The sequence below is a fragment of the Dolichospermum heterosporum TAC447 genome (assembly GCF_024584745.1).
GTDB classification, from domain to species: Bacteria; Cyanobacteriota; Cyanobacteriia; order Cyanobacteriales; family Nostocaceae; genus Dolichospermum; species Dolichospermum heterosporum.
In genome coordinates this window covers 5,722,663-5,748,707 of the sequence record NZ_CP099464.1, presented here as the reverse complement: position 1 = coordinate 5,748,707, position 26,045 = coordinate 5,722,663, and the positions used below count along the sequence as shown (strand labels likewise).

At 36.7% G+C, this 26,045-nt stretch carries 26 protein-coding genes, 1 tRNA gene and 1 pseudogene; 11 read left to right on the top strand and 17 right to left on the bottom strand.

What is annotated here, in order from left to right; all coding sequences use genetic code 11:
• Positions 1-1,941, top strand: coding sequence for a type V CRISPR-associated protein Cas12k (gene cas12k / locus NG743_RS26215; RefSeq protein WP_257121192.1), 1,941 nt, complete (start codon positions 1-3; stop codon positions 1,939-1,941).
• A gap of 444 nt (positions 1,942-2,385) precedes the next feature.
• Positions 2,386-2,601: a hypothetical protein gene (locus NG743_RS27065; RefSeq protein WP_442548598.1), complete on the top strand. Its 216-nt coding sequence runs from the start codon at positions 2,386-2,388 to the stop codon at positions 2,599-2,601.
• Between the two features lie 328 nt (positions 2,602-2,929).
• On the opposite strand, the gene NG743_RS26210 is transcribed toward NG743_RS27065, so the two are convergent.
• Positions 2,930-3,011: transfer RNA gene (locus tag NG743_RS26210), tRNA-Leu, on the bottom strand.
• 122 nt (positions 3,012-3,133) lie between these two features.
• Positions 3,134-4,321 carry an alanine racemase gene (alr, locus tag NG743_RS26205; protein ID WP_027401144.1) on the bottom strand — a complete coding sequence of 396 codons (1,188 nt, stop codon included), beginning with the start codon at positions 4,319-4,321 and terminating at the stop codon, positions 3,134-3,136.
• Positions 4,322-4,985: 664 nt separating this feature from the next.
• On the opposite strand from alr, the gene NG743_RS26200 reads away from it, so the two are divergent.
• Positions 4,986-5,483, top strand: a complete 498-nt coding sequence (locus NG743_RS26200) for an HNH endonuclease (RefSeq protein ID WP_027401145.1) — start codon at positions 4,986-4,988, stop codon at positions 5,481-5,483.
• 637 nt (positions 5,484-6,120) lie between these two features.
• Positions 6,121-7,404 carry a DHH family phosphoesterase gene (locus NG743_RS26195; protein WP_027401147.1) on the top strand — a complete coding sequence of 428 codons (1,284 nt, stop codon included), beginning with the start codon at positions 6,121-6,123 and terminating at the stop codon, positions 7,402-7,404.
• Positions 7,405-7,847: 443 nt separating this feature from the next.
• On the opposite strand, the gene NG743_RS26190 is transcribed toward NG743_RS26195, so the two are convergent.
• From NG743_RS26190 to NG743_RS26175, 4 genes are all read right to left on the bottom strand, one after another.
• Positions 7,848-8,246, bottom strand: a complete 399-nt coding sequence (locus tag NG743_RS26190) for a type II toxin-antitoxin system PemK/MazF family toxin (protein ID WP_257121191.1) — start codon at positions 8,244-8,246, stop codon at positions 7,848-7,850.
• The gene (locus tag NG743_RS26185; protein WP_027401148.1) at positions 8,204-8,425 is read right to left on the bottom strand and encodes a ribbon-helix-helix domain-containing protein; all 222 of its coding nucleotides are present in this window, start codon (positions 8,423-8,425) and stop codon (positions 8,204-8,206) included. Before NG743_RS26185 ends, NG743_RS26190 begins: the two co-directional genes overlap by 43 nt.
• Positions 8,426-9,265: 840 nt before the next feature.
• Positions 9,266-9,679, bottom strand: coding sequence for a PIN domain-containing protein (locus NG743_RS26180; protein ID WP_027401149.1), 414 nt, complete (start codon positions 9,677-9,679; stop codon positions 9,266-9,268).
• Positions 9,669-9,905 carry a hypothetical protein gene (locus tag NG743_RS26175; protein ID WP_027401150.1) on the bottom strand — a complete coding sequence of 79 codons (237 nt, stop codon included), beginning with the start codon at positions 9,903-9,905 and terminating at the stop codon, positions 9,669-9,671. Before NG743_RS26175 ends, NG743_RS26180 begins: the two co-directional genes overlap by 11 nt.
• Before the next feature lie 218 nt (positions 9,906-10,123).
• Here NG743_RS26175 and NG743_RS26170 point away from each other — a divergent pair, with 218 nt between their 5' ends.
• Positions 10,124-10,996 carry a hypothetical protein gene (locus NG743_RS26170; RefSeq protein WP_257121189.1) on the top strand — a complete coding sequence of 291 codons (873 nt, stop codon included), beginning with the start codon at positions 10,124-10,126 and terminating at the stop codon, positions 10,994-10,996.
• A gap of 54 nt (positions 10,997-11,050) precedes the next feature.
• Here NG743_RS26170 and NG743_RS26165 read toward each other — a convergent pair whose 3' ends face one another.
• Together NG743_RS26165 and NG743_RS26160 are read right to left on the bottom strand one after the other, a co-directional pair.
• Positions 11,051-12,241: a hypothetical protein gene (locus tag NG743_RS26165; RefSeq protein WP_257121188.1), complete on the bottom strand. Its 1,191-nt coding sequence runs from the start codon at positions 12,239-12,241 to the stop codon at positions 11,051-11,053.
• Between the two features lie 22 nt (positions 12,242-12,263).
• Positions 12,264-13,460: a hypothetical protein gene (locus NG743_RS26160; RefSeq protein ID WP_257121187.1), complete on the bottom strand. Its 1,197-nt coding sequence runs from the start codon at positions 13,458-13,460 to the stop codon at positions 12,264-12,266.
• Positions 13,461-13,700: 240 nt separating this feature from the next.
• Here NG743_RS26160 and NG743_RS26155 point away from each other — a divergent pair, with 240 nt between their 5' ends.
• Positions 13,701-14,078, top strand: coding sequence for a hypothetical protein (locus tag NG743_RS26155; RefSeq protein WP_257121186.1), 378 nt, complete (start codon positions 13,701-13,703; stop codon positions 14,076-14,078).
• Between the two features lie 22 nt (positions 14,079-14,100).
• Here the strand turns inward: NG743_RS26155 and NG743_RS26150 are convergent, their stop codons facing one another.
• The 3 genes and pseudogenes from NG743_RS26150 to NG743_RS26140 all read right to left on the bottom strand — a co-directional run.
• On the bottom strand, positions 14,101-14,490 hold the full coding sequence (locus NG743_RS26150) for a GxxExxY protein (protein ID WP_027401151.1): 390 nt from the start codon (positions 14,488-14,490) through the stop codon (positions 14,101-14,103).
• Between the two features lie 11 nt (positions 14,491-14,501).
• Entirely contained in the window at positions 14,502-14,654 is a 153-nt protein-coding gene (locus tag NG743_RS26145) for a hypothetical protein (RefSeq protein WP_160170592.1), read from the bottom strand.
• 191 nt (positions 14,655-14,845) lie between these two features.
• A pseudogene (locus NG743_RS26140) lies at positions 14,846-15,013 on the bottom strand (ribbon-helix-helix domain-containing protein); the annotation flags it as partial.
• A 470-nt stretch (positions 15,014-15,483) separates the two neighbouring features.
• Between NG743_RS26140 and NG743_RS26135 the strand changes: the two are divergent.
• The 3 genes from NG743_RS26135 (at position 15,484) to NG743_RS26125 (ending at position 16,766) form a co-directional block, all read left to right on the top strand.
• Entirely contained in the window at positions 15,484-15,723 is a 240-nt protein-coding gene (locus tag NG743_RS26135; protein ID WP_370566862.1) for an addiction module protein, read from the top strand.
• Between the two features lie 360 nt (positions 15,724-16,083).
• On the top strand, positions 16,084-16,398 hold the full coding sequence (locus NG743_RS26130; RefSeq protein ID WP_228043780.1) for a hypothetical protein: 315 nt from the start codon (positions 16,084-16,086) through the stop codon (positions 16,396-16,398).
• Positions 16,392-16,766: a type II toxin-antitoxin system PemK/MazF family toxin gene (locus tag NG743_RS26125; RefSeq protein ID WP_027401154.1), complete on the top strand. Its 375-nt coding sequence runs from the start codon at positions 16,392-16,394 to the stop codon at positions 16,764-16,766. Before NG743_RS26130 ends, NG743_RS26125 begins: the two co-directional genes overlap by 7 nt.
• 208 nt (positions 16,767-16,974) lie before the next feature.
• On the opposite strand, the gene NG743_RS26120 is transcribed toward NG743_RS26125, so the two are convergent.
• Both NG743_RS26120 and NG743_RS26115 read right to left on the bottom strand, forming a co-directional pair.
• Complete coding sequence (locus tag NG743_RS26120) at positions 16,975-17,160, bottom strand: type II toxin-antitoxin system HicA family toxin (RefSeq protein ID WP_027401155.1); 186 nt, start codon at positions 17,158-17,160, stop codon at positions 16,975-16,977.
• Positions 17,161-17,379 (bottom strand): type II toxin-antitoxin system HicB family antitoxin, encoded by a 219-nt coding sequence (locus NG743_RS26115; protein ID WP_027401156.1) that lies wholly within the window; start codon positions 17,377-17,379, stop codon positions 17,161-17,163.
• A gap of 693 nt (positions 17,380-18,072) precedes the next feature.
• Between NG743_RS26115 and NG743_RS26110 the strand changes: the two genes are divergently transcribed.
• Positions 18,073-18,852 carry an Abi family protein gene (locus NG743_RS26110; RefSeq protein ID WP_257121185.1) on the top strand — a complete coding sequence of 260 codons (780 nt, stop codon included), beginning with the start codon at positions 18,073-18,075 and terminating at the stop codon, positions 18,850-18,852.
• Positions 18,853-19,447: 595 nt separating this feature from the next.
• Here NG743_RS26110 and NG743_RS26105 read toward each other — a convergent pair.
• The 3 genes from NG743_RS26105 to NG743_RS26095 all read right to left on the bottom strand — a co-directional run bounded on the left by NG743_RS26105 (position 19,448) and on the right by NG743_RS26095 (position 21,426).
• Positions 19,448-20,005, bottom strand: a complete 558-nt coding sequence (locus NG743_RS26105) for a hypothetical protein (RefSeq protein WP_257121184.1) — start codon at positions 20,003-20,005, stop codon at positions 19,448-19,450.
• A complete protein-coding gene (locus tag NG743_RS26100) occupies positions 20,002-20,553 on the bottom strand; it encodes a hypothetical protein (RefSeq protein WP_257121183.1) in 552 nt (183 codons plus the stop codon). Before NG743_RS26100 ends, NG743_RS26105 begins: the two co-directional genes overlap by 4 nt.
• 279 nt (positions 20,554-20,832) lie before the next feature.
• The gene (locus NG743_RS26095) at positions 20,833-21,426 is read right to left on the bottom strand and encodes a Uma2 family endonuclease (RefSeq protein WP_027401159.1); all 594 of its coding nucleotides are present in this window, start codon (positions 21,424-21,426) and stop codon (positions 20,833-20,835) included.
• A 1,265-nt stretch (positions 21,427-22,691) separates the two neighbouring features.
• On the opposite strand from NG743_RS26095, the gene NG743_RS26090 reads away from it, so the two are divergent.
• Positions 22,692-23,438, top strand: a complete 747-nt coding sequence (locus NG743_RS26090; protein WP_234413388.1) for a class I SAM-dependent methyltransferase — start codon at positions 22,692-22,694, stop codon at positions 23,436-23,438.
• 174 nt (positions 23,439-23,612) lie between these two features.
• On the opposite strand, the gene NG743_RS26085 is transcribed toward NG743_RS26090, so the two are convergent.
• Positions 23,613-25,826, bottom strand: a complete 2,214-nt coding sequence (locus tag NG743_RS26085; RefSeq protein ID WP_257121182.1) for a phosphoketolase family protein — start codon at positions 25,824-25,826, stop codon at positions 23,613-23,615.
• Positions 25,827-26,045: the final 219 nt, after the last annotated feature.

Genomic DNA, 26,045 nt, shown 5'->3' with positions numbered 1-26,045 from the left:
ATGAGTCAAATTACTGTTCAATGTCGCCTAATTGCCAGTGAATCTACCCGCCAACAACTCTGGACGTTGATGGCAGAATTAAACACGCCGCTAATTAACGAACTACTACAACAGCTTAGTAAACACCCAGACTTCGAGAAATGGCGACAAAATGGCAAATTTCCATCTACCGTTGTTAGTCAACTTTGCCAACCTCTAAAAACCGATCCTCAGTTTGCCGGACAGCCAAGCCGTTGTTATTTATCCGCAATTCACGTTGTGGATTACATCTACAAATCGTGGTTGACAATCCAGAAACGGCTACAGCAGCAGCTAGATGGTAAGATTCGCTGGCTAGAAATGCTCAACAGCGATGCTGAATTAGTAGAAACCAGTGGTTACAGCTTGGAAGTAATTCGTACCAAAGCTGCTGAAATTTTAGCAATGACAACGCCAGAATCTGACACTAATCTTCCTTTAACTAAAAAAAGAAATATCAAAAAATCGAGAAAATTATCCGCTTCTAACCCAGAGCGTAGTTTATCTCATAAATTATTTGATGCTTACCAAGAAACCGACGACATACTCGGCCGTAGTGCCATCAGCTATCTACTAAAAAATGGCTGCAAACTCAATGACAAAGAAGAAGACACCGAAAAATTTGCTAAACGCCGCCGTAAAGTTGAAATCCAGATTCAAAGGCTGACAGACAAGCTAACAAGTCGAATACCCAAAGGTCGAGATTTAACCAATAGTAAATGGTTGGAAACACTCTTCACCGCTACAACCACAGTTCCAGAAGACAATACTGAAGCCAACCGCTGGCAGGATATTCTGTCAACCAGATCAAGTTCTCTCCCTTTTCCCCTAGTTTTTGAAACCAATGAAGACCTTAAATGGTCAACAAACGAAAAAGGTAGGCTGTGTGTTCACTTTAATGGCTTAACCGATTTAACTTTTGAAGTGTATTGTGATAGTCGTCAACTGCACTGGTTTAAACGCTTTCTAGAAGATCAACAAACTAAACGCAAAAGCAAAAATCAGCATTCCAGTGGCTTATTCACCCTCAGAAATGGTCGTTTAGCGTGGCAAGAAGGTGAAGGTAAAGGCGAAACTTGGCAAATTCACCGATTGACCCTTTCTTGCTGTGTTGACAATCGCTTATGGACTGCTGAAGGCACAGAACAGGTTCGCCAAGAGAAAGCAGAAGACATTACCAAATTCATCACCAAGATGAAAGAAAAGAGTGATTTAAGCGATACCCAGCAAGCCTTTATTCAGCGTAAGCAATCAACACTGACTCGCATAAACAATTCCTTTGATCGTCCCAGTAAACCCCTGTACCAAGGACAATCCCACATTTTAGTTGGAGTCAGCATGGGGTTAGAAAAACCTGCCACAGTAGCTGTAGTGGATGCCAGTGCAAACAAAGTCTTGGCTTACCGCAGTATTAAACAGCTACTTGGTGAGAATTACGAACTATTGAATCGCCAAAGACGACAACAGCGATCTTCATCCCACGAACGCCACAAAGCACAGAAAAGTTTTTCTCCCAATCAGTTTGGTACATCTGAGTTAGGACAGCATATAGACAGATTATTAGCAAAAGAAATAGTTGCGATTCCTGCGGAGCGCTTCGCTATCGCCCAAACCTACAAAGCTGGCAGCATTGTCTTACCCAAGTTAGGGGATATGCGGGAGAATATTCAGAGCGAAATTCAAGCCATAGCCGAAGCAAAATGTCCAGGTTCAGTTGAAATCCAGCAAAAATATGCCAAACAGTATCGAATAAACGTCCACCAATGGAGTTATGGCAGATTAATTCAAAGCATTCAAAGTAAAGCTGCTCAGGTAGAAATTGTCATCGAAGAGGGTACACAACCTGTTCGTGGCAGTCCCCAGGACAAAGCCAAAGAATTAGCTCTCTCTACTTATCATCTCCGCCTAGTCAAACAAAGTTGACAAATATCCGAACCTTGATAATAAAATAGATTTAATAGCGCCGCCGTTCATGCTGCTTGCAGCCTCTGAACAGTGTTAAATGGGGGTTAGTTTGACTGTAGCAATACAGTCTTGCTTTCTGACCCTGGTAGCTGCTCACCCTGATGCTGCTGTCTTAGGACAGGATAGGTGCGCTCCCAGCAATAAGGGCGCGGATGTACCGCTGTAGTGGCTACCGAATCACCTCCGATCAAGGGGGAACCCTCCTCAATTCTTCATTTGAAGAACTAAAATCAAGGCAAAATTTCTCAGAGATCCGCGCAAGTCCCAAAATGCTTGTTCTGTCGAAATCTCATCGTTTTTTCATCCTGATATGATTTTTGTAAATGAGGCTCAAACAGCAAATTGGGAGACATCCGCGCTAACGACACCTGGAAACCTTGCCCTACAATACTTTGAAACTTGGTGGGTAACAACAACCCTCCTAGTACAGGGTGGGTTGAAAGTTGTCCTGCCCATGCCCCAGTCGCAGAGGCGGGAACTGTAACAACAACCCTCCTAGTACAGGGTGGGTTGAAAGTGCATGGCGATCGCATTAATCAATACCCAAATTACTGTAACAACAACCCTCCTAGTACAGGGTGGGTTGAAAGATTGCTAATTATGGATTTTCAGATGTAGCTGAAATGTAACAACAACCCTCCTAGTACAGAGTGGGTTGAAAGTAGCGAAAGCACATTCAACAATGGTTATATTGAAAAAGCTTGAAATTGAGATTATTTTTGGGTTTAGTAACTATTAAAAAATTTAGGGGGGTTGAAAGCAAGTCCTTTTATCCGCTTGTTCTATAATGATGACAAGGATAATTGTTTTTATGACATTAATTTGTCACTACCATCAAAACGACAACAAATAGTCACAGCGACACTAATTTGTCACCGATGACATATAATTAGTCACTGTACATGACAGCACAACATCACTATTAACTCAACTATCTGTTTAAAAGTGCGGATAAAAGGACTTGAACCTTCACTCCTTTCGGAACTAGAACCTAAATCTAGCGCGTCTGCCAATTTCGCCATATCCGCATTAATACCTTATGTTAGCACAACAAATTATTTATGGCAATAGGCAAAAGAGTCAAAATTTCAGTCCCAATTTTAAATTAGGGTATGGGATATTGGTGATATTTTCCCATGTCCCTAATAATCTACATCACAGCTACACGAGGTAGACGATGTTTGAAACCACAGAGAATTTCCCAAGAAATGGTATTGAGGCAGTTTGCCCAATCATTAGCGGATATTTGCTCTTTTCCCTGTTCTCCTAGCAAAGTGACTATTTCCCCCTCTTGCAAATCGGGAATGGAACTCACATCTAACATGATTTGGTCCATTGTAATTGCGCCAATTTGCGGTATGCGCTGCCCACGAATTAACACCTGCATTTGGTTAGAAAGACTACGGGGAACTCCGTCGGCATAACCAATACCAACTACAGCCAGACGCATTTCTTTAGAAGCAATAAAATGATGTCCATAACTAACTCCAGTTCCTGCGGCTATGGTTTTAACTTGGGTAACTCTGGCTTTGAGTTGTAAAACCGGTTGCAGTTTGATTTGATTTTGTAAATGAGTGGCAGGATAAAGACCATAAATAGCTAAACCCACCCGCACCATGTCATAGTGCAGTTCTGGATTTGTCAAGGTAGCGGCGGAATTTGCTAAATGCAAACTGGGAATTTTTATCCCTTTAGCTTTAATGTGTGCAGTTGCTTCTGCAAATCTTCTATGCTGTTCTGTCATCACTGTGGTATCAAGACTATCGGCAGTTGCTAGATGAGAATAGATACTGGTAATATTTAAATGGGGTAATCCTTGTACTAACTGGACAAAATCTGCGGCTTGTTGCCAACTAGTGCCTAATCTAGACATTCCTGTATCTAATTTAATATGTACGGGTAAAGAGGAATTATGGTTAATAGTTTCTAAGGTGTTAGAAAATTCTAAAGCTTGTTTAGGGCTACATAGTGTGGGCTGAAGTTGCCAATGGGCGATCGCCTGAATTTGTTCTGGTGTGTTGGTTGCCCCTAAAATCAGAATTGGGGCTTGAATACCATCTTCTCGTAATTGAATACCTTCGGGAACTGTTGCCACACCTAACCAACTAGCACCCGCCTCCAAAGCAGTCCTCGCAACTGTCACCGCCCCATGTCCATAGGCATCAGCTTTGACAACGGCCATTAATTGGGTACATGGTGATAAAAACTTGACCAACTGCTTGACGTTATGAGACAAAGCCCCTAAATCAATTTCTACCCAAGCCCGCTGAGAAAACCAAGCATAAGCATCACATTCCTGATTGTCGGCAAAAATCGGGGTTTGCTTGCGACTTAACATTACACTTTACTCCTATCACACCACCGAAAAGCTGCTCACATCCGTTCTATAAAACTTACCCAAAATCACCAAAGTCTAGACACATCTGGACAGCGATAATCTTAGTGTTTATTTCCTGCTTCATCGCGGTCTTAGAATGACTTCCAATCTTGTTTGCCCGCTCCACAAGCAATCTCGGTAGAACTTACCGTTTCTGACCGTAGTTCCTAAAAAGAACCCCTAGTACCGTAGGGCGTTCGTCAAGAGCCAAAAGTTAAAAGTCAAAACGAAGACAGTATAGGCTTTTGGACGATTTAGAATGGTTGGGTTATTTACGCCGCAGTGTACTAGAAGCCGTATCACCTTAATCAGGAAGTTTAACTTTGATCCGGCGATTTATACAAGATAGTAGTATGAGCAATATTAGTGTATCCGCACACTCGAAAATCTTTTAATTATTAGAAAATAGTTCTTCCTTATCAAATTCATGATAACAGATATAAAATCAAATGTCAACCCCTAAACACTCCTTTATGGCGATTTTTTTGGCAAATTCATGAAAATGTTAACAAATAATAAATTCAGATGTATTTGAATCAAGAACAAAAGTATAAATTATTCTCATATCCCCAGCGGGGTGTATTTGTGTTAATATATGTAAAACTAATACCTTGAGCGCAGATTCATGAGGAAGGTTTTAGTCCTGAACGCCTCTTACGAACCGCTCAACATCACTAGTTGGCGACGTGCCACCGTGTTGTTGATTAAAGGCAAGGCTGAACGCTTAGAATACAACGGTAAATTCCTTTACTCGGATTTTCCGATGCCAACCGTAATTCGGTTGCGTCATTATGTCCGCGTTCCTTATATGGAAATTCCGCTGACTCGGAGGAATATCTTGCATCGTGATAGCCATACTTGTCAATACTGTGGTAACACAGGAGACGGGTTAACTCTCGATCATGTTATGCCAAGATCACGAGGGGGCGAAGATACTTGGGAAAATATTGTTACGGCTTGTGTCCGCTGCAATATCAAGAAAGGCTGTCGTACACCGCAAGAAGCGCGAATGCCCTTGCGTCATTTACCCCGTCAACCTTACAGTAGTCTCTACTTTGAGGTGACAAAGCATCTTAAAAGTGGAATGCACCAGGAGTGGCAAAAGTATGTCATAGGTCTTTGACATCCTACATAATTAACTACAAAAACTCAGGACAAAATTCACCTGTAGATATATCTGATTGACCAAATTGGGTCAATGATGTGACTACAATCAGGTGTTTCACTTGGTTTTGTCCAGTGTTTACTACAGCTTGTGGCAAGTTTCCACCAAGCTGATATTTTCATCTTAATTTTCAGGGGTGGCACTTTATCTGCTAAAAAAACGATATATAGATAGATTTTGTTCTTAACTGATAATTTGTTACAATTATGAGTAGATGATTTGCCACCAAGAAATTGAGAGATCAATTTGGACACAGAATGCCAACAGTAGCACAAGTCAAATAAATATTCAAGATAATTATCAAATTTTTTCATAAAAATCTGCATATTTGTTTAGACAAAGTCACAAATTATGAGGTTGTATATAACTCAAGAGGTACAGCATACTTGAATTTCAGCATTTTTGTAGCACTTTAGTTGGATGCAATAGATCCTTTGCTCGTGCTATTGACAAAAATAAACCGCTTTACACAGTGCCAAAAGAATTAATTTTAGATTTTGCCAAGTTTCATGTAGCTTTATCAGCGCACTACTGCTTGGATTGTATCTGAATGGATAACCCTATTTTCCCCGCTTAGAAATACAGTTAGTTACTTATGTACGTGAATTATCCACCTTCTCAATTTGAAAGTTTATCATTGACCACAGATCCCCATCCAGAGGAATTAGAAATAGAGAAAGAGGTAATTGAACTTCCACCGTTAAACCGGACTTCCTTACCATCCTCTAATGGTGATGGAGGTATCTATTTAGTCCAGCGTGGCAATTCTCTAGCATCTCAAAAATCAGAGGAGTTACAGAAGACGCTGCTTGCACATCGTCATGAACGTCAGTTGGTGATTTTACAGGATTTTCCTGATCCTGATGCTCTTTCTTGTGCTTGGTCTTACCAATTAATTGCCCAACAGTATGATATCAAGTGTGATATTGTTTACGCGGGAACTTTAAGTCATCAGGAAAATATTGCTTTAGTTAAGCTCACTAATTTACCTGCTCAACGTTGGACAATACAAGCTTTAAAAAATAAAAATTTGTCATGCTATCAAGGGTTTGTGTTAATTGACAACCAGGGAACTACGTCTCAATTATTACCAGCCATCCAACAAGCTGGAATTCCCCTGATAGTGCTGGTGGATCATCATAGTTTACAAGGAGAACTCAAATCAGAATTTGTTGATGTTCGTCCTTATGTGCGGGCTACCGCGACAATTTTTACTCAATACTTACAAGCAGGATTATTAACTTTAGATAATAGCATTAGCCAGCACGTTAAATGTGCTACAGCTTTAATGCACGGGTTACGCTCAGATACAAATCGGTTGATGCAGGCACAGGAAGAAGATTTTATGGCTGCTGGGTATTTGAGCAGGTTTTATGATGCTCAGTTACTAAATGCTATTTTGCAAGCAAATCGTTCTAAGCGGGTAATGGATGTGATCGAGCGATCGCTTAAAAACCGCATCGTTCAAAATAACTTTTCTATAGCTGGTGTTGGTTATTTGCGCTATGATGACCGGGATGCAATTCCCCAAGCGGCTGATTTTCTCGTTACTGAGGAAAATGTGCATACAGCAGTAGTTTATGGAATTGTTCATGATGAAGATGACGAATTAGAAGTAGTGATAGGATCTCTGAGAACCACCAAACTGACGTTAGATCCTGATGAATTTATTAAAGAAGCCTTTGGACAAGATAGTGCTGGGCGATTTTTTGGTGGTGGGAGGACGGGTGCTGGAGGCTTTGAAATTCCGATGGGTTTCTTATCTGGTGGTAATGAAAATTCAGCTTATGCCAAAATCAAATGGGAAGTTTTCGACGCACAAATTAAACAGAAACTATTGAAATTGGTAAATCCTAGAGATAATCCAATTCAGTCTTAAGTAGGTGAACACAATAAAACCAAACTGTGTAAAGAAACGTAAAATCGCCCAAACCCTCTTGCCTTTTGCCTTGCCATAACGACAATTTTCAACGCCAACCTACTTAAAACAAATTCAAAGACTTGATTAATTTAGGATTTAGCAATGCTGATTGGTGTGAACTTAAGCTACAGATAGCTTATTTATTTGGCTGACAGACCCGCCTGGAAATTCAGTTCCAGGCTAATATCAAAGAACAGTTGAAACAAGGAGCTATTAAAAGAGCAGAACGTGATTTAGGATTAGTTAAAGAGTGGTTTAATTTGGAAGAAGAAGCGTGTTAAGTAAGGGAAAAATTATCTATCCCCAGCGTGGTGAAATCTACTTGGTTAATTTTGATCCAACTATAGGTTCCCCAAATCAAAAAAAACACGACCAGCTTTAATTTCCTGAGTTTAATCCTTCTAAAAGCATGGTTTGTAATCGTTCGCTTGCTCTCTGTTTAAACTCAGATACCGATGCAAAATATTTTGAGCTTGTTCTAATAATTCTGCTTCTAATTCTCCTAGTTGTTGAGTTAAACGAATTTTGTCAAATGTCATTGGTTCAACGCATATCAAAAGACTATCTACAGAAAGTCCGTTTCGCGCTGATGTAGGTACTTCAACTACCGCAGGTGAAATACGGGGGTTATTAGGTTTTGCGGAAGTAAAAGGTAAAACTGTGACTTTGCTGCGTTGGTTATTAAACAAAGTCCCAGAAATTATTAGTGCTGGACGAGTTTTTTGAATTTCTGTACCTACGGATGGGTCAAATGTTACTATCCAGATGCTTCCCATTCGGTAATCGCTATGTTTTGCCATTCACTTTCCCAACCTAATTCTAATTCATCAACCAAAGCGCAAGCTGCCGCTAGTGCTTCATCTCGTTGTTTTTCTTGCCATTGTTTCAAGAGATTTTCAATCAACGCACTACGGTTTTCAACTTTTTGGTCAATATAATTTAGTAGTTCATCTGGCAATGAAATTGAGATTTTAGCCATATCCTACCCACAGTCATACTATAAGTAGTATAGCCTAATTTGATATTTTTAGTCTAGTAGTTTGTGAATCTAGGATTTGATTTAGTTCGGGTGATAATTCTCAGGTGAGGTGAATGTTTCTGTGGTGTATCTGTGATGGTTCTATTGTCTTCTCTTATTTACACGAATTATATGGCATATTGTTTCTCCTCGTTATATTCATGGAGTTTTTCCAAATGCTCCTGAAAAACATAATCTTATGCGCGATATTAAAAGAATAAGAAGAATTTTAAACGAAATAAGGGTTATACGTAACCGTGTATTTCATCATGAACCTGTTTTCAATACTAGAAACTTATCATTTGATGAATTACTGACGACCTACGAAAATGCTAAGAAATTAGGCATTGCTGATTAAGGGTATGAATTTTAGTCTCACGCAAAGGCGCAATCACGCAAAGGTAAGATTTTTAAAGGTTCGATTTGGAAATTTCATACCTCGATTCAGCAACGCCAGAAATTACTAGGTTGGTTAAGTGAAGACGCTTTATGTTTTTTTGAAGAAAATAATCAATTTGAAAAATTGGTAAATTCAATACCATCTAGTATGAGATCACTATCATAATATAATACCCCCATCCAATTAAACATTCAAATGGGGGTAATATCTCTTAATGCACCAACACGATCACAGCGAACTGCTTGCAGCAGTGCTAGTTCCCTCCGGGACGCTCCGCGAACGCGAATCGCTCTATTAATTGCTAGTAATGGTTGAGTGAGATGATGTGAACAGATACAGGGTTTTTAATGGTGGCTTATATTGTTGATAACCCACCCTACAGTAATTAAAAAGATATGAAATCAAACAAATGGATTGATAATTCTTACTTTATTCTCTATTAATTGATTATGTTGCATATCTTCTGAGTAAATCATGGAACATTCACTTAATAAAGCTGTAGCTATAATCAAACTATCCCAATAAGAGTAGTTATATTTTGCATTGATTTCTAATGCTTGTATAACTTCTGTTGTGTTAATTGCTTGAACAGGAAAAGTATTCACTATATCTGATATGATTGTAATTGCATCTGTTTTTGATGTGAATTTTTTTCTAGTTAAAACATGAAATAATTCTCCTAAAACCTGAGTGCTAACTAACAGCAATGAAGAATAATTTTTGATGATTTCTGCAACTTTCTGGGATTTTTCTGGCGGATTTTTAGCATAGAGATAAATCCAGAGATTACTATCGAGAAAAATTTTATCTATCATAAATTTCTTCTCGATTAAATTTGTAGTCTGGGGGAAGTGGGAAGGAGTAGTTATTAACTCGCGCTAAGAATTGCTGTATTTTCGATTCTTGATAATCTATTGGTTGTGTAGATTCGCTGGGTTCGAGAATCATAATTTGTATGGTTTTACCTTCTAATTCGGAACTTAGTTTTTCATTCAAAATAAGTTCACCGTTGGTACAGGTTGCTTGGATAATTTGCAGCATTATGAATAACCTTAAATCCTATATAAAATTTTTCGGTATGATCCTATTATAAACTACGCACCGATAATTCTCAGGTGAGGTGAATATTTACATGATCTGCTTGCAGCAGCGCTAGGTTCCCTCCGGGACGCTCCGCGAACGCGATCGCTCTACTAATCCCTAGTAATGGTTGAGTGAGATAATGTAAACAGATACAGGGTTTTTAGAGAGTTACTAAAATGGGCGTAGATTGTGGATATATTGAGGAATATAACCCACAGAGGGGTTTTGGATTTGTTGGTAGTACATTCCAAAATAAGGAAATATTTGAAAAAGGAACTTTCTTTCATATTACAAAAATCAAAAGGAAGTATCCAGACTTAGCACAAAATTTAGATAATGGTATTTGTGAAAATATCTGTTTTTGGTATGAAACAGATAAAAAAGATAATAAAGATCAGCTATGTAATATTTGGTTAAATACAAATGATGTTCCTACAGAATACAAAGAAAATATAACTACTAAAATTGAGGAATTATGGCTAAAAATTAACAAAAATAGTCCCCACTGGTTAGAAAAAATAACAATTGATTTGCTGGGGTTAGATAGAACAGAAGAACTAAAACAAACGCGAGAAAATCTTAAATTACAGAAAGAAGAAGCTGAACAAAAAAATAACCTAAGTCCTAGAGAATTACGAGCAGAATTTATAAGAAAGATAAACCAAAGAAGTCTAAAAGATATTTATTTAGGTCTTCCTATACACCTTGTTGATAAAGTTTTATGGGTTAGTCTTGAGAAAAGAAAAAATCCTCTTTCACATATACCAGGTGGTAGTGATGTAGTTGTTGAATATCACAATGGCTGCGCTTTTGGATATAATCGAATTAAGTTACCTTCCAGCTATATTTACACTATACTTTATAATCAAATGGAAGATGACTTTGATTATTTAGCTGAACAATCTCAAATTGCAATTGTCAAAGATAGAGTTTCAAAAATATTTGCTAGGGAATATGATAATCAAGATGAACGTTATCATATTCCTTTTGAAGAGGTATGGAACTCAGAAACTTCTAATAATCTACCTTGGCAATGTTTTAAACATTAACATAAATAGATATGAAATCTAAAATCTAAAATTATTAGTTTTCTACTTGCTCATTTATTCATAATCCAAAATTATTTTAATTATAATATTTTCAAATTCCTTATTAATTTCTCGAAGTTTTTCTTCTAAAATCTTATCAGGTAGCTTTCTAAAATGATGAACAATCAGACATCTAACTTTATATAAAGCACCACCCAAGTCCTGTTTTTTGCTAATATCATCTTTTTCATTGCTATCATCATCATTAAATAATTTAATTAATTCATTACAGGATATAAGTAAGTTTGGATTATTAATTTTTACATAATCATTGATTAATATGGATACTCTTGTCTTTTCTGTAGAAATATTGTCTATTTTCTCCTTGAATTTACGTATATTTTTATCTGCATTATTATTGAATTTATTGATTTCATCTAATATTTTTCTTTCAAAGACTATCTGTATCATGAGTTCAATGACTTGGTAAAGAAGATAAAATCTAACTAAATGATGTTCTTCTGTTTTCAATAAACTTTTAAAAAGTCTATCAATATACGACTCTCCTTGTAAATACTTTGAACTTCTCTGAAGTATCAGTTTAGTGTTACCAGAAGATTTTAAATTAGCTCTATTTTTAATTTCGTTTAAATCTTCCGTTGGTTGACAGGTATTAATTTTTTTTATATTTTCAGTTGGTTCACAATAATAATAACTGTGCGAATATAAAGAAGCAAGGTAATTATCTATATTAAAATTAGCTATTTTCTGAATATTAGTTTTAAATAAAATTAATATGATAATATTATCTCCATAAAAATCTGTTAATTTATAATCTTCTATTTGTTCAATAGAGGGAGTAAAATGACTATAATCTTCTTGATTAAGTAATAGTTTGTAAAACGCAACATAGGCATATTTTAAAAAATGCTCATTCTCTGCACATCCATGTTTATTAGATACAAGTGCTTGAATAGGAAATATCCAACCAATTCTCAAATCAGCTACTTTTTCATAGACTTGAAAAATATCATTTTCTTTATTTAATTCAAATGATTTCAATATAAATAATGAATAATCTTCATGTTTATGATCTGTATTATTATTATTATCTCTATAGATAGTTAGAACATAATCAATATATATTTTAATACTATTTTGTACATCTGAAAGTTCAAAGTAAGTTTGCTCATCATTTATATTTGGTACAACTTCTGTCAAAGAATATTCAATTTCGGAAAGTTCATTTTTTATTTTAAGTGGCATATACAAAAATTACTCATTTAATTTATAGTTCATTTAATCTATATTTTTTAAAACTAGATTCTATTGATTTATCTATTGATAAACATGAATCACTTTCACTGTTAAATAGTTCTCTAAAGAAGTAGTAAAAATACATTCTTTGAGAAGTACCAATTTTTCTAGCAGTTTTACTGATATCGTCTAATGTTAGAATTAACTCGTCAAGAAAACTTTGATCATTATTGCTAAGATGAATCTGGGTAATCTTCTGATTTATATCATCAAATGAATTAATCAGATGTTTATCTTTTAAAAATCCTACAGCAGCACCAAAACCCGTCATTAGTGGTGATTTAGTAAATATCTTATCTACGCTATCACCAAAAGGTTTACTTGATAATCGGATTTGCTCATCATTAAACTTCCAATCACCTGACAATTCGCGTATTTTTTTAACAAATTCATTATATGTTACTAGATAACTTTTAAATAGATCCTTATTCTGATTTTCCTGCGCGAGATTTTCTAAACTTTTAATGATTTCAAGTAAGTCTCTTCTATCTAAACTAGCCTCATCTCTAAGAAGATAGGAAGTAAAGCCATCTATTACATCATTAAATCTATATTCAAATCTATATTCCCCAATTTCATGAGGACTTGGTTCATCAACTTCTTTAAGTAACTTGATTTCTGAAGAAATACTTTCATCAAGATAATCAGAATAAAGTATTTCTATTTGATGTCTAACAGACATAGGGGATTGACCAGTATTAAGTGTTAGCATTCTGTAAAGAATACCTATTTTTTTAATGCCTAAATAAATTTCAAATCTTAATTTATGATTATGAAATTTATTTAGTACATCTATATTATTTTCAGAATGTAAATCTTGATCTACATCTATTAATAAGTGTGTTCTTTGTAGTCCATCAAGAATTATTAATTTATCTTTATGGTGATTTATATAATTTTTAATTATATCCTCATCAGCATTATTAATATCTATATTTTCCTGGATGTCATTACTAAGAGCTAAAACTATAGGTGGTATAGTACACCCTATTTTTATATCTTCTTTTAGTAGGTTATATATTGATGAATATGATTTTAATCTTTTCCTTTGCAAAGGATTATTTTTACTAATAAAATTAGCTATTTCTAAATATTCACCAATAGAAAGTTCCGTCAAAATATTGTGCGCGTTTATTCTGTTATCAAAGATTCGAGAAAGTATTTTCATAACAGTCAGATTCTATAGTAATCAATTCCGTAGTTTTATCATAGTCTTAAATAATAACTCAAAGCAACACGATATGTAAAGAAAAATTAAGTAAGATTTTTTACGAGATATCCAACCGTGCGATCGCTCTACTAATCCCTAGTAATGGTTGAGTGAGATAATGTGAACAGATACAGGGTTTTTGGGTTGTAATTTAGTGTTATTAATATTGTTGGGTTTCCTTGTGTCAACCTAACCTACTTGCTAAGTGAAATTATAGAAAATGCACAAACAAAAAAGCCAACTATAGATACAAAACCTTGTGTAAGGCAAGAATTACCAAAACTTAAACAAAATATGCCTTATTCAAAAGCTAGGGAGATGTTATTAGAAGCAGGTTGGCAAGCAGTATTTAATAGAGAAATCTTAAACTCTGAAAGAAGCGCACCAGTAGATTATTTTTTTACTAAAAAAGAGTATACAGAAATTCAAGATTGTGCTGGCTCAGGTTTAGGTCTTTGCTATTTTCGGTTTGAAAGTGCTTATGGAGAAATTTTGTATGTGTTAAAGTTCTTTAGATTTCACTATTTTCAACAATTATTTTGCAGAACGCAGATAAACGCAGATAAACGCGGATAAATGCAGATAAATGCAGATAGATTTAGAAATTACGGACAACACGCCTTATTTCTACTTTGGGATTACCAAAATTAATTAATAGACATAGAGTAAGTCCAGTTGTTTTAAGATAATTCATACATTGGGCAAAATGCTTACTATCCAGTGCTGTTACTGCCTTTAACTCCACAATAATAGCGTTTTCCACCAACAAATCAGCCCTATAATTACCCACAATTATACCGTCATACCAAACTTCCAGCATTTTTTGCTGCTCAACCAACAAACCAGTTTTCCGTAACTCATACACTAACGCATTTTCATAAACCGCCTCCAAAAAACCAACCCCCAAAGTATTACCCACCTTAAAAGCACATCCAATAATCTTTTCCGTAACCCCATTCAAATCCAATCTGCGTTCATCTGCGTTCATCTGCGTTCTAATTAATGCACCAACTCAATAGCCCGCTTAGTCAACGCTTCCGCAGTCAAGCCATTAAAAGCCATCAACTCACCCGCACTGGCCGTAGTTTCCCCACGCTTCCAGGCAAAAGAATCACGCTGAGAATTACTGCGTAACATGATCGGTTCTAACATCGCCGCAGCACGACCTACAATTATCCTGTAATTTCAAAAGCGGTTATTTAGTTTAATAAAATTCTTACCCTGGGGTCGGGAACTCTAAATTGTGATCAAGCCTAATTCTCGCTCATTCACGTTTTAAAGGCCGTATCCAAACTTTGGTTTTTGGACAGAAATTATGGGATCTGACTATGACAGAATTATAGCACTAATTCCCGAAAATATTCACTAACGCTGCTGTAACCACCTTGCGCTACCTGTTCTTCTATATAATCGCGCATGGTGTCAGGTAAGGAAATATTCATACTTTTCATAATGTGATTTCGCTGAATCTTCTTTTCTATATTATGGCAGTTTTTGTCATTTTCTGCCATGATAACGGTGATGATTATTTGTAAAGTATTGTAAATACTAATCAATGAGTTTTCAAAATTAATAGTTCGGGTGATATTTGCTTATGTATCTGTGATGGTTCTATTGTCTTCTCTTATTTACATGATAGCTTGTGATGCTTGGGTGAGATAATGTAAACAGATACAGGGTAAGGTTTTCAGGTGCGAACTGCTTGCAGCAGCGCTAGTTCCCTCCGGGACGCTCCGCGATCGCTATCGCCCCAGTAATCCCTCATGATGGTTGGATGAGATAATGTGAACAGATACAGGGTTTTTCAATTACGGATCGCCCTAAACATCCCTAGTAATGGTTGAGTGAAATAATGTGAACAGATACAGAGTTTTTGGGTTCTAATTTAGTATTATTAATGGTGGGTTATGTTGTATGCTGAGTATCATTAAATTTTGCGTTTCCCCTGCCTAGTTGCTAATGATGAGTTAAAATAAAAATATTGTCTACTCAAATAGGAAGATTTATGGAGAACTTACTACCTCAAAACATTTTACAATTAACTATTGCGGAAAGAATCCAATTAGTCCAAGATATTTGGGATAGTATCACTGTAGATGCTGATAATGTAACTATTAGTGATGCTCAAAAAAAGGAATTGGAGAGACGGTTAGAACTTTATTATCAAAATCCTCATCAAGTTTCTAGCTGGGAGGAAGTGAAACAAAAATTTAATCGTTAGTTAATATATGACTTACAAAATTTTCATTACACCAGAAGCAGAACTTGATTTAGAGGATGCTTATAATTGGTATGAACAGCATACTGTTGGATTAGGTTCTGAATTTATTTTTTTTACATTTTAAACTAGAAGAAGCACAAAATAGGATTTGAGTAAGGATTCAGGTGGTGAGGTGAATATTTACACGATCACAGCGAACTGCTTGCAGCAGTGCTAGTTCCCTCCGGGACGCTCCGCGATCGCTCTAGTAATCCCTAGTCATAGTTGAGTGAGATAATGTGAACAGATACAGGGTTTTTATAGACTAATTCGCCATCATTTGATATAATGTAGAACGACAATCACATTATGATAAGAACCATGTCACAAACTGGATTAAATCTATTCATTCCGATGGAGTTATTGATTAACTCTTTAAATGCGCTAAGTTTATCAGAAAAACGAAAGATTTCACAACTTCTTAATGAAGCGATCGCTGATGCTGAAGAGGAAAATTGGCAAGAAGATGAAGAAACTAAAAAAGAAATTCAATTAGTCCGTGATGAATATGCGAATGGTAGTTATAGTAAATTTAGTAATATCAAAGAACAGTTAAAACAAGGAGCTATTAAAAGAGCAGAACGTGATTTAGGATTAGTTGAAGAGTGGTTTAATTTGGAAGAGGAAGCGTGTTAAGTAAGGGAAAAATAATCTATCCCCAACGTGGTGAAATCTACTTGGTTAATTTTGATCCAACTATCGGTTCAGAAATCAGAAAAACACGACCAGCTTTAATTTTACAAAATGACGTTTCTAATCAATATAGTCCTGTAACTATTGTAGCTGCTCTTACTTCTCAGTTTACAGAACCTTTGTATCCTACTGAAGTGCTAATTAAAGTACCAGAAGGAGGTTTACAGGTTGATTCTGTTGCACTTCTTAATCAAATTCGTTCTATTGATAAACAACGATTAATTAAACGTTTGGGCGTTCTGGAATCAGTCACAATGGAACAGGTAGATAGAGCAATTCAGATTAGTCTAGGTTTAGTGAATTTAACATAAATGAATATTTCCAGGTGTATCTGTGATGGTTCTATTGTCTTCTCTTATTTACATGATCGCCCTAAATATCCCTAGTAATACTTGAGTGAGATAACGTAAACAGATACAGGGTTTTTGAGTTTTAATAAGTGCGTTATTAATAGTGGGTTATTTTGTTATTAACCCACTGAAAATATTACTTATTTTCTAAAAATTCATCTACGGTAATTCATGCTTGTCTAATTAAACTTCTGAGTAATCCTGGTGCTAGTTCTTTATGATTTGGAACTGATAAAATGGGTTTTGATTCGTGCCAAAGTATGATATGACTTCCGGTTTGATGATCTACAGCATAGCCAAATTTTTCAAAGATTTTGACTGTTTGTTTACCGGAAATATTTGATAAACGTCCCATTTATACTACTACTTCCCCTACAAAAGATTGAGATTCTTTGGTTACATAGGGTTTACCATGTTTTTCTAATACGTGAAGATAGCCTTTGATAGCATCTTTGATATTTTCAATTGCTTCATCTAAGTTTGTACCTTGACTGACACAACCAGGAAGTTCTGGTACTTCAGCAACGTAACCTAGATATTCTGAATCATAGGTGAATATTACTTGAAATTTCATACAGGAGGGGTTTGTATATTTGTGTGCTGATTATTAATATATCTAATTTTCTTGGCCAGTTGTTTGAGGATTTGATTTAGTTCTGGTAGTGAGGTGAATATTTACACGATCGCAGCGAACTGCTTGCAGCAGCGCTAGTTCCCTCCGGGACGCTCCGCGAACGCTATCGCCCTAAACATCCCTACATCCCTAGTAATAGTTGAGTGAGATAATGTGAACAGATACAGGGTAAGGTTTTTGGACTGCGAATCGCCCCACTAATTCCCAGTAATAGTTGAGTAAAATAATGTAAACGCCATCAACTCACCCGCACTAGCCGTAGTTTCCCCACGCTTCCAGGCGAAAGAATCACGCTGAGAATTACTGCGTAACATGATTGGTTCTAACATCGCCGCAGCACGACCTACAATTATCCTATAACTTTAAAAGCGGTTATTTAGTTTAATAAAATTCTTACCTTGGGGTCGGGAACTCTAAATTGTGATCAAGCCTAATTCTCGCTCGTTCACGTTTTGAAGGCCGTACCTAACTCTTTGTTCCAAGGAGTACCCAAGGTTTACATATTCATAGTATCTAAGATTTACAGGTTTGTCAAGTCTTTAAAATAAATATTTCAAATTTCCGTAACTCTAAGTTATATACTCATCTTTAACGCATCTGTCTTATGACATAATTAATACTGAAATTTTTAACATGATTAACCCTACTACTTATGATAATCTTTGTATTATTTTTTCTGAATCACGCCTTTCAACGTATTTGAGTGCGACCAATGAAGATAAGATAGAAGCCTTGAAACTATATACACTGAATATGAGTTTATCAGAATCTCTATATTCATTCCTATGTGTATTTGAAATAGCTTTACGAAATCGTATTAGTAATGTAGTTGTTAAAGAATTTGGGGATAATTGGTTTGAGGAAAAAGCAGGTAAGTGGTTAAATGGAAAAGCTGCAACGGAATGGCACGACAAAAATGCTAATACTCAAAGAGCAAGATTATTAAAACAGATAGACAAAGCAAAAGAAGAAATTAACAAGCAGAATAAAAAAATTAATAACCCAATGTACCATAAAATAGTTACATCAGATACTTTAACTCCAGAGCTAAACTTCGGTTTTTGGACAGAAATTATGGGATCTGACTATGACAGAATTATATGGCATATTGGTTCTCCTCGTTATATTCATGAAGTTTTTCCAAATGCTCCTGAAAAATACAATCTTATGCGCGATATTAAAAGAATAAGAAGAATTTTAAACGAAATAAGGGTTATACGTAACCGTGTATTTCATCATGAACCTGTTTTCAATACTAGAAACTTATCATTTGATGAATTACTGACAACCTACGAAAATGCTAAGGAATTACTAGGTTGGTTAAGTAAAGACGCTTTATGTTTTTTTGAAGAAAATAATCAATTTGAAAAATTGGTAAATTCAATACCATCTAGTATGAGATCACTATCATAATATAATACCCCCATCCAATCAAACATTTAAATGGGGGTAATATCTCTTAATGCACCAACACGATCACAGCGAACTGCTTGCAGCAGTGCTAGTTCCCTCCGGGACGCTCCGCGAACGCTATCGCCCCATTAATCCCTAGTAATAGTTGAGTGAGATAATGTAAACATATACAGGGTAGGGTTTTCAGGTGCGAACTGCTTGCAGCAGCGCTAGTTCCCTCCGGGACGCTCCGCGAACGCTATCGCTCTATTAATCCCTAGTAATGGTTGAGTGAGATAATGTAAACAGATACAGGGTAAGCTTTTCAGGTGCGAACTGCTTGCAGCAGCGCTAGTTCCCTCCGGGACGCTCCGCGAACGCTATCGCCCCAGTAATCCCTAGTAATAGTTGAGTGAGATAATGTAAACAGATACAGGGTAAGCTTTTCAGGTGCGAACTGCTTGCAGCAGTGCTAGTTCCCTCCGGGACGCTCCGCGAACGCTATCGCCCCAGTAATCCCTAGTAATGGTTGAGTGAGATAATGCGAACAGATACAGGGTTTTCGGGTTGTAATAAGTGCGTTATTAGATGAATAGAAATTCTATATCCAGTTAGATTAATTAATAGCAACAGAAGACTCAATAACTGATGACAAGAAACCCTTGATTTCTTGTATTAATGGATGTTGTTGCAATATCTTAATTTCATCATCATTTAGATTTTTAAGTATTTTGTCATTGAGTGACTGTTTTTTACCTAAGATTGCCTCTAAAAATTCTTTAGGTTTACTTTGAGCAAATTGCCATTCTAAATCATTAAATGGATCTTTTGTTTTTGCTATTTTTTCAATTAATGATTTATCCTGTAAAAATATGGATTCTATTTCTGGAACTGCCAGAGAAACTTGAAAAGGAATACCAGATGATGCTTGATTTAATACATAATTAATTAAATCTTGCTTTTCAAATACTTGAGATTCGTTATTTGTCTCTGCATCTATGACAAGAGCAACTGGTGTTTTTCGAGTAGCAAGCAGTGAACTAGCTAAAGAACGCGCTCTATAAGAACTTGCACCAGCTATAAATTTGATGTCCTTAATCAAATTTTTTGGTAGTAATTTCTGTAAAATTTCTATATCTCTATCTCTTTCTGTAAGAATGTATGCTAGTGTCATGAGAAACTCTCCGTTGTAACGTCGTAATTGGGGATACATTTTTGAACACAAACACGATATTTTTTGACTAGAAATTCACATATACATTTCTTTTCTAGTGAATATTCAATTTCTTCTCCTCCCCATAATAGAATAGTTTGATGAGCGACAAACCCAGTTAAAGTTACTGTGGCTTCTGTAAATCCAGTTCGACTAAATACGCTACCAATTGCTGTTGCAGGTCTTCGTAGTAATTGATTTCGTAATTTAGCTATGGGTTCAATATTAACCTCTTCAGTTGTATCTTTACATTCTATCAGGCAGGCTAGGCTGTTTGTATATACTACTCCATCAATTTGTTCTACTATTTTACCTTGAATTGTCACACTATAAGGCCAAGCTATATCAGCACCATCAAGTTCAAATGCACGTAAAACCAAATATTCTAATGCTTTACCTGCATCCCAAAACTTTGAAGTCTTTTTTGTTTTAATTTCTGACCATAATTTTATTAAATCATCCCAGTTATAAGTGGTAATTCTTGCTTGATATTCTGCATCTGTGGTCATTATTCTATTTCAAGTATATTAATTTGTTAACGATTTAATATTATACTACTAGCACGTAAGCTATTTATTTTAGGATTTGATTTAGTTCGGATGATAATTCTCAGGTGAGGTGAATGTTTCTGTGGTGTATCTGTAATGGTTCTGTTGTCTTCTTTTATTTACATGATAGTTGGTGATGGTGAGATGATGTGAACAGATACAGGGTTTTTGGGTTGTAATTTAGTGTTATTAATGGTGGGTATTGTTGAGTTTCCTTATGTCAAACCAACCTACAAACTACTACTTTTTAATTTCTTTAATGAATGCTGTTCTTGCATCAATAATGTAAGGCATTAAAATACAACTTGCCAATAAATCTATATCTAAATCTGGCAATAATTCACTTTGGTTAATTTGCTCATAGTTATCATTTTTGAGATGATATAGAGACAATTGATTATTTTCCCAAAACCAAACTTCGGTAATATTAAATCTTTTATATTTTTCTAGTTTATCAATACTGCCACTGGTAATATTAATTTCAATTGCTAAATCTGGATTTGCTTTTTTCTCTCCGATGTAATAAGATTCATCAGGTTCAAAGGAAGCACTTTTTTCTTTTGCGCGACGAGTAGCACTACCTACTGGAATAAAGTTTATCCCTTTTTCAAAAAGATATGCTTCTATCAAAATAGCGATAATTTTTTTGATATTTTCGTGTTCTTCACCAAGTGTCATAAATTCGATGTACCCATCAAGATAAGTTATCCGCAAATTTCCTGCATCTGCGGTTAAGGTTTCTATTATTTCAAATTCCTTCCAGGTGTAATAACCAGGTAGAAGAAATCGCTGTTCTGAAATTGTGGTAGTTTTGTCTAAGATTTGGATAGTCATAGTAATTTTATGGTTATGACTTTAATCTCGATTATAACTCATAGTCGGGTGATAATTCTCAGGTGAGGTGTATCTGTGATGGTTCTATTGTCTTCTCTTATTCACATGATAGCAGCGATCGCCCCGTTAATCCCTAGTAATGGTTGAGTGAGATAACGTAAACAGATACAGGGTAAGGTTTTCAGGCGCGAACTGCTTGCAGCAGCGCTTCGCTATCGCCCTACTAATCCCTAGTAATGCTTGAGTGAGATAACGTAAACAGATACAGGGTAGGCTTTTCTGGTGCGAACTGCTTGCAGCAGCGCTTCGCTATCGCCCTAAACATCCCTAGTAATGGTTGAGTGAGATAATGTAAACAGATACAGGGTAGGCTTTTCACGTGCGATCGCTCTATTAATCCCTAGTAATGATTGAGTGAGATAACGTAAACAGATACAGGGTAAGGTTTTCAGGCGCGATCGCTCTATTAATCCCCAGTAATGCTTGAGTGAGATAATGTAAACAGATACAGGGTAGGCTTTTCACGTGCGATCGCTCCATTAATCCCTAGTAATGCTTGAGTGAGATAACGTAAACAGATACAGGGTATGGTTTTCAGGTGCGATCGCTCTACTAATCCCTAGTAATGCTTAAGTGAGATAGCGTAAACAGATACAGGGTATGGTTTTCAGGTGCGAACTGCTTGCAGCAGCGCTTCGCTATCGCTCTATTAATCCCTAGTAATAGTTGAGTGAGATAATGTAAACAGATACAGGGTTTTTGGAATGAGATCGCTCCATTAATCCCTAGTAATGCTTGAGTGAGATAACGTAAACAGATACAGGGTATGGTTTTCAGGTGCGATCGCCCCATTAATCCCTTGTAATGCTTGAGTGAGATAACGTAAACAGATACAGGGTAAGGTTTTCAGGTGCGAACTGCTTGCAGCAGCGCTTCGCTATCGCTCTACTAATCCCTAGTAATGGTTGTGTGAAACAATGTAAACAGATACAGGGTAAGGTTTTCAGGTGCGATCGCTCTATTAATCCCTAGTAATGGTTGAGTGAGATAATGTGAACAGATACAGGGTTTTTGGACTGTAATTTAGGGTTATTAATGGTGGGTATTGTTGGGTTTCCTTGTTTCAACCTAACCTACTTACTTGTGCTAATTTTATATATAAGCTCGCATGGTGTCAGGTAAGGGAATATTGATACTTCTCATGCGGGTTATTTTCTGAATGTTATTTTCTAGAATATCAATAGGAGGATTGAATTTTGAAAAATGTGATACCCGGTACTACAAGCAGATTGACTATTGTTGACCATAGTGAAACCTATGGAAGGCATATTTTACAAGAAGGTCTTAAAAATATAGATATCTCAAGATGTGTAGATTTAGGATGTGGTAGTGGAGAAGATTTGTTAATAGTCAAACACCATTATCCGAAAGCAAAATGTATAGGTATAGATTATGGTAGTTGGAATTTGGAAAAATTAATACAAATGGGTATTGAGCCTATTTCACTTAATATAGAGAATCAGCAGTTTCCTTTTGAAAATGAATCTATTGATTTTATTATAGCTAACCAGATTTTAGAACACACCAAGGAAATATTTTGGATTAATCACGAAATTTTTAGAAGCCTAAGAATTGGTGGTTATTTATATTTGGGTGTGCCAAATGTACTTTCTTTGCATAATCGTATTCTAGGAATTTTTGGAGTTCATCCGACTTCTACAAAATTGATTTCTGCTCATGTAAGAGTCTTTTCTAAAAATGATACAATCAATTTTTACAGTAATATTGCTGGAAGATTTACATCTATTGAGAAATTCTCTGGCTCTCAATTCTATCCTTTTCCTAAAATCATGGCTAGACCCTTGTCTACTATATTACCTTCTCTCGCATTTTCAATTTTCTTTATGATTAAAAAAACTGAAGAATACAAAGGAGAGTTTATTGAGTGGTTAATAAAAACACCTCTTGAGACTAACTTTTTTAGAGGACAAAACGAACATAAATCTCTTTAGAAATATCAAAAAACTGTAGTATTGTAGGGTGCGTTAGCAACAGTGTAACGCACCCTAAATGAAATAAGTAATGAGACAAAATTAATTACACAAACATCTGGACTGAAATCCTTGACTGACAAAGAATTGATAAATAACTAATATGTAATTAATTCTGTCCAGGTACTTATGATATTAATGCACCAACTCAATAGCCCGCTTAGTCAACGCTTCCGCAGTCAAACCATTAAAAGCCATCAACTCACCCGCACTTGCCGTAGTTTCCCCACGCTTCCAGGCGAAAGAATCACGCTTAGAATTACTGCGTAACATGATTGGTTCTAACATCGCCGCAGCGCCACCTGTCACACCAATTAAGGCATCTCCACCAAACAATTGCTCAAAATCGGCATCACTTAAAAAACCGTTATCTGGTTCAGAACAAGTATCCCAAGCTGTATCATGAGGACGATATAAACGACGAGGATTGATAATAGAAACAATCTTCACACCAATACCTTCAGTTTCTAAAAAAGCCGCCGCTTCAAACACAGGAATTAAAGTCAAATCGCCAATGACAGCAAATACAACTGTCTTCCCACCAGCCACTTCATGTAATAACACCGCACCATCAATTAAGCCTTTTTCAGTTTGGGCAAAGGTGCTACGAATTGGCAAAGGAGACTTACTAGCAGTAATGACAATGCCCTTATTTTTTGTTTGCAAAGCCCAGTTATAACAGACTTGAATACTATTAGCATCTGGGGGAAATAATGGGAAGACATTTCCAGTTCTCATCAAAGAAGCAAAATAAGCTTCAATTTCTGGTCTTTGGTGAGTCCAACCGTTGCGTCCTTGTTCTAATGCCCCGGCTGTAAATAATGTAATTGTCGAGGGAGTTTGACGGCGTAATTCTGCCATTGCTTGGGTGACTGTTTGCCAAATTGGTAAACCATTGATGGCAAAAGATTCGTAAGAACACCACAAAGTTCTCGCCCCCATTAAGGATAAACCAGCGGCTAATCCGGCACAAGCATCTTCGCTCAAAGGTTCGTAAACTTGACCACCTGGGGCTTGATTATATAAATCATCGGTGGTGGGGTGATTGATTTTTAAAGCTTGGTTAATGTTAGCAATTCCTGATGCTTCGTTACCGTCAGCATTAGTTACGAGGAAATTTTTATCTTTATTTCCGACTATGCCCACTAACCTTCCCATTGCGGTTGTCGCCACTTGGGGAACTGCCCCAACCTTATATTCTTCTAATGGTAATTCCCCTAAATCTGCTAAGGGTAATTCAAATTCTGTCACCACAGTTTTCGCCGCCGGACCACCTCCCGCCCGTTCGGCATTTGTCCGCACAATTTGCCATGCTGCGGCTGATAATGCCCGTTTTTGTAAGGCGGTGACAATATGGGGCGCGGATAATGTATCTTTAGGATAGAGGTTGTGTGATTTTGCCCCCAAGGCGTGAACCCCTGCCCCTTTGAGTTGTTTGATAATAAATACCGTCAATTTACCGCTAAGTGCTGAACGGGCAGCTTTATCCATACCTACTAATACGGCTTTGGTAAATTCTAGGCGTTTTTCAAAAGAAAATGCGGTACTATCAACGTATTCACCGGCTTGATTTTGGTCGTCAAAATCTTTGGCATTGACTAATACGACTTCGGCAAAACCGTTACCTTGCCAATAGGCGATCATCTCTGCGTTGGTTTTCAAAGATACCATGCTGTGGTGTTCTTGGCTGTAACCGTTCCACACCAACACGGGTAAAAAGTTGGTGACGGTGGGGTAAGCGGTGTTGAAATGTGCCATTGAACTCATGATATAGGGTTCACCCAGTCCCCCGTCTCCCACAGTGAAGGGGAAGAGTTTATCACGGTGCAAGAGGGCAGCAGACATGGCAAAATGTTGTCCTTGTCCCAGGGGTCCAGCCGGTGCGAGAATACCGGGAATGTAGCCGGATAGGTGTCCTAATAATCCATGCTTTTCTCGAAAGCGATCGCGCAATTGTTGTACTGTAGAAATGCCCATGTCTTCCAAAGACCGGTCTAGGAACATGGCACTATAGAAACCGGGGGCGTGATGTCCCACTTCCGTGATAATGTTTTTATGTCCCAGCATCACCAAAGCTGCATAAGCTTCCGCTTGGCTGGCAAAACCGCCGGGATGTCCAGAAGCCTTACTACCAGTGACTTGTAGGGTTAGGTAGCGCAGGGCATCAGCGGCGAGTAGGGTTTGATATACTGCATTTGCATCTGTGGGGGAGGCGATCGCATTCCTGCCCGATTCTATCACGGGAGTTGCCCCATAAGTTTCAAAATCTGGCAATGCTTCCCCAAAATATTGTATCCCTTCACAAAAATTTGGAACTGCGGAAGCTGCCTTTGTCGTAATTACTGTCATGCTAATAAGTACCTTAATAAAATCGGAAAAAACTTGAGTTTCTGGTTTAATGTAACCAAAATCTTACATCTTTGAGGATCTAATAGTTAATTGTATTTTTGCAACATCACCATAAGTAGCCATCATGAACTGCGTACAGCAGGACACATAAAAAAACCTCTTATTCCCTTCTCGAAGAGCGGGGAGGGGTCTTATTTTTAAGTTAGGTTAAATGAACCA

Coding starts and splice junctions, on each gene's coding strand:
- cas12k (WP_257121192.1), top strand. CDS start 1: ATGAGTCAAATTACTGTTCAATGTCGCCTAATTGCCAGTGAATCTACC.
- alr (WP_027401144.1), bottom strand. CDS start 4,321: ATGTTAAGTCGCAAGCAAACCCCGATTTTTGCCGACAATCAGGAATGT.
- NG743_RS26200 (WP_027401145.1), top strand. CDS start 4,986: ATGAGGAAGGTTTTAGTCCTGAACGCCTCTTACGAACCGCTCAACATC.
- NG743_RS26195 (WP_027401147.1), top strand. CDS start 6,121: ATGTACGTGAATTATCCACCTTCTCAATTTGAAAGTTTATCATTGACC.
- NG743_RS26190 (WP_257121191.1), bottom strand. CDS start 8,246: ATGGCAAAACATAGCGATTACCGAATGGGAAGCATCTGGATAGTAACA.
- NG743_RS26185 (WP_027401148.1), bottom strand. CDS start 8,425: ATGGCTAAAATCTCAATTTCATTGCCAGATGAACTACTAAATTATATT.
- NG743_RS26180 (WP_027401149.1), bottom strand. CDS start 9,679: ATGATAGATAAAATTTTTCTCGATAGTAATCTCTGGATTTATCTCTAT.
- NG743_RS26175 (WP_027401150.1), bottom strand. CDS start 9,905: ATGCTGCAAATTATCCAAGCAACCTGTACCAACGGTGAACTTATTTTG.
- NG743_RS26170 (WP_257121189.1), top strand. CDS start 10,124: ATGGGCGTAGATTGTGGATATATTGAGGAATATAACCCACAGAGGGGT.
- NG743_RS26165 (WP_257121188.1), bottom strand. CDS start 12,241: ATGCCACTTAAAATAAAAAATGAACTTTCCGAAATTGAATATTCTTTG.
- NG743_RS26160 (WP_257121187.1), bottom strand. CDS start 13,460: ATGAAAATACTTTCTCGAATCTTTGATAACAGAATAAACGCGCACAAT.
- NG743_RS26150 (WP_027401151.1), bottom strand. CDS start 14,490: ATGAACGCAGATGAACGCAGATTGGATTTGAATGGGGTTACGGAAAAG.
- NG743_RS26145 (WP_160170592.1), bottom strand. CDS start 14,654: ATGTTAGAACCGATCATGTTACGCAGTAATTCTCAGCGTGATTCTTTT.
- NG743_RS26130 (WP_228043780.1), top strand. CDS start 16,084: ATGTCACAAACTGGATTAAATCTATTCATTCCGATGGAGTTATTGATT.
- NG743_RS26120 (WP_027401155.1), bottom strand. CDS start 17,160: ATGGGACGTTTATCAAATATTTCCGGTAAACAAACAGTCAAAATCTTT.
- NG743_RS26115 (WP_027401156.1), bottom strand. CDS start 17,379: ATGAAATTTCAAGTAATATTCACCTATGATTCAGAATATCTAGGTTAC.
- NG743_RS26110 (WP_257121185.1), top strand. CDS start 18,073: ATGATTAACCCTACTACTTATGATAATCTTTGTATTATTTTTTCTGAA.
- NG743_RS26105 (WP_257121184.1), bottom strand. CDS start 20,005: ATGACACTAGCATACATTCTTACAGAAAGAGATAGAGATATAGAAATT.
- NG743_RS26100 (WP_257121183.1), bottom strand. CDS start 20,553: ATGACCACAGATGCAGAATATCAAGCAAGAATTACCACTTATAACTGG.
- NG743_RS26095 (WP_027401159.1), bottom strand. CDS start 21,426: ATGACTATCCAAATCTTAGACAAAACTACCACAATTTCAGAACAGCGA.
- NG743_RS26085 (WP_257121182.1), bottom strand. CDS start 25,826: ATGACAGTAATTACGACAAAGGCAGCTTCCGCAGTTCCAAATTTTTGT.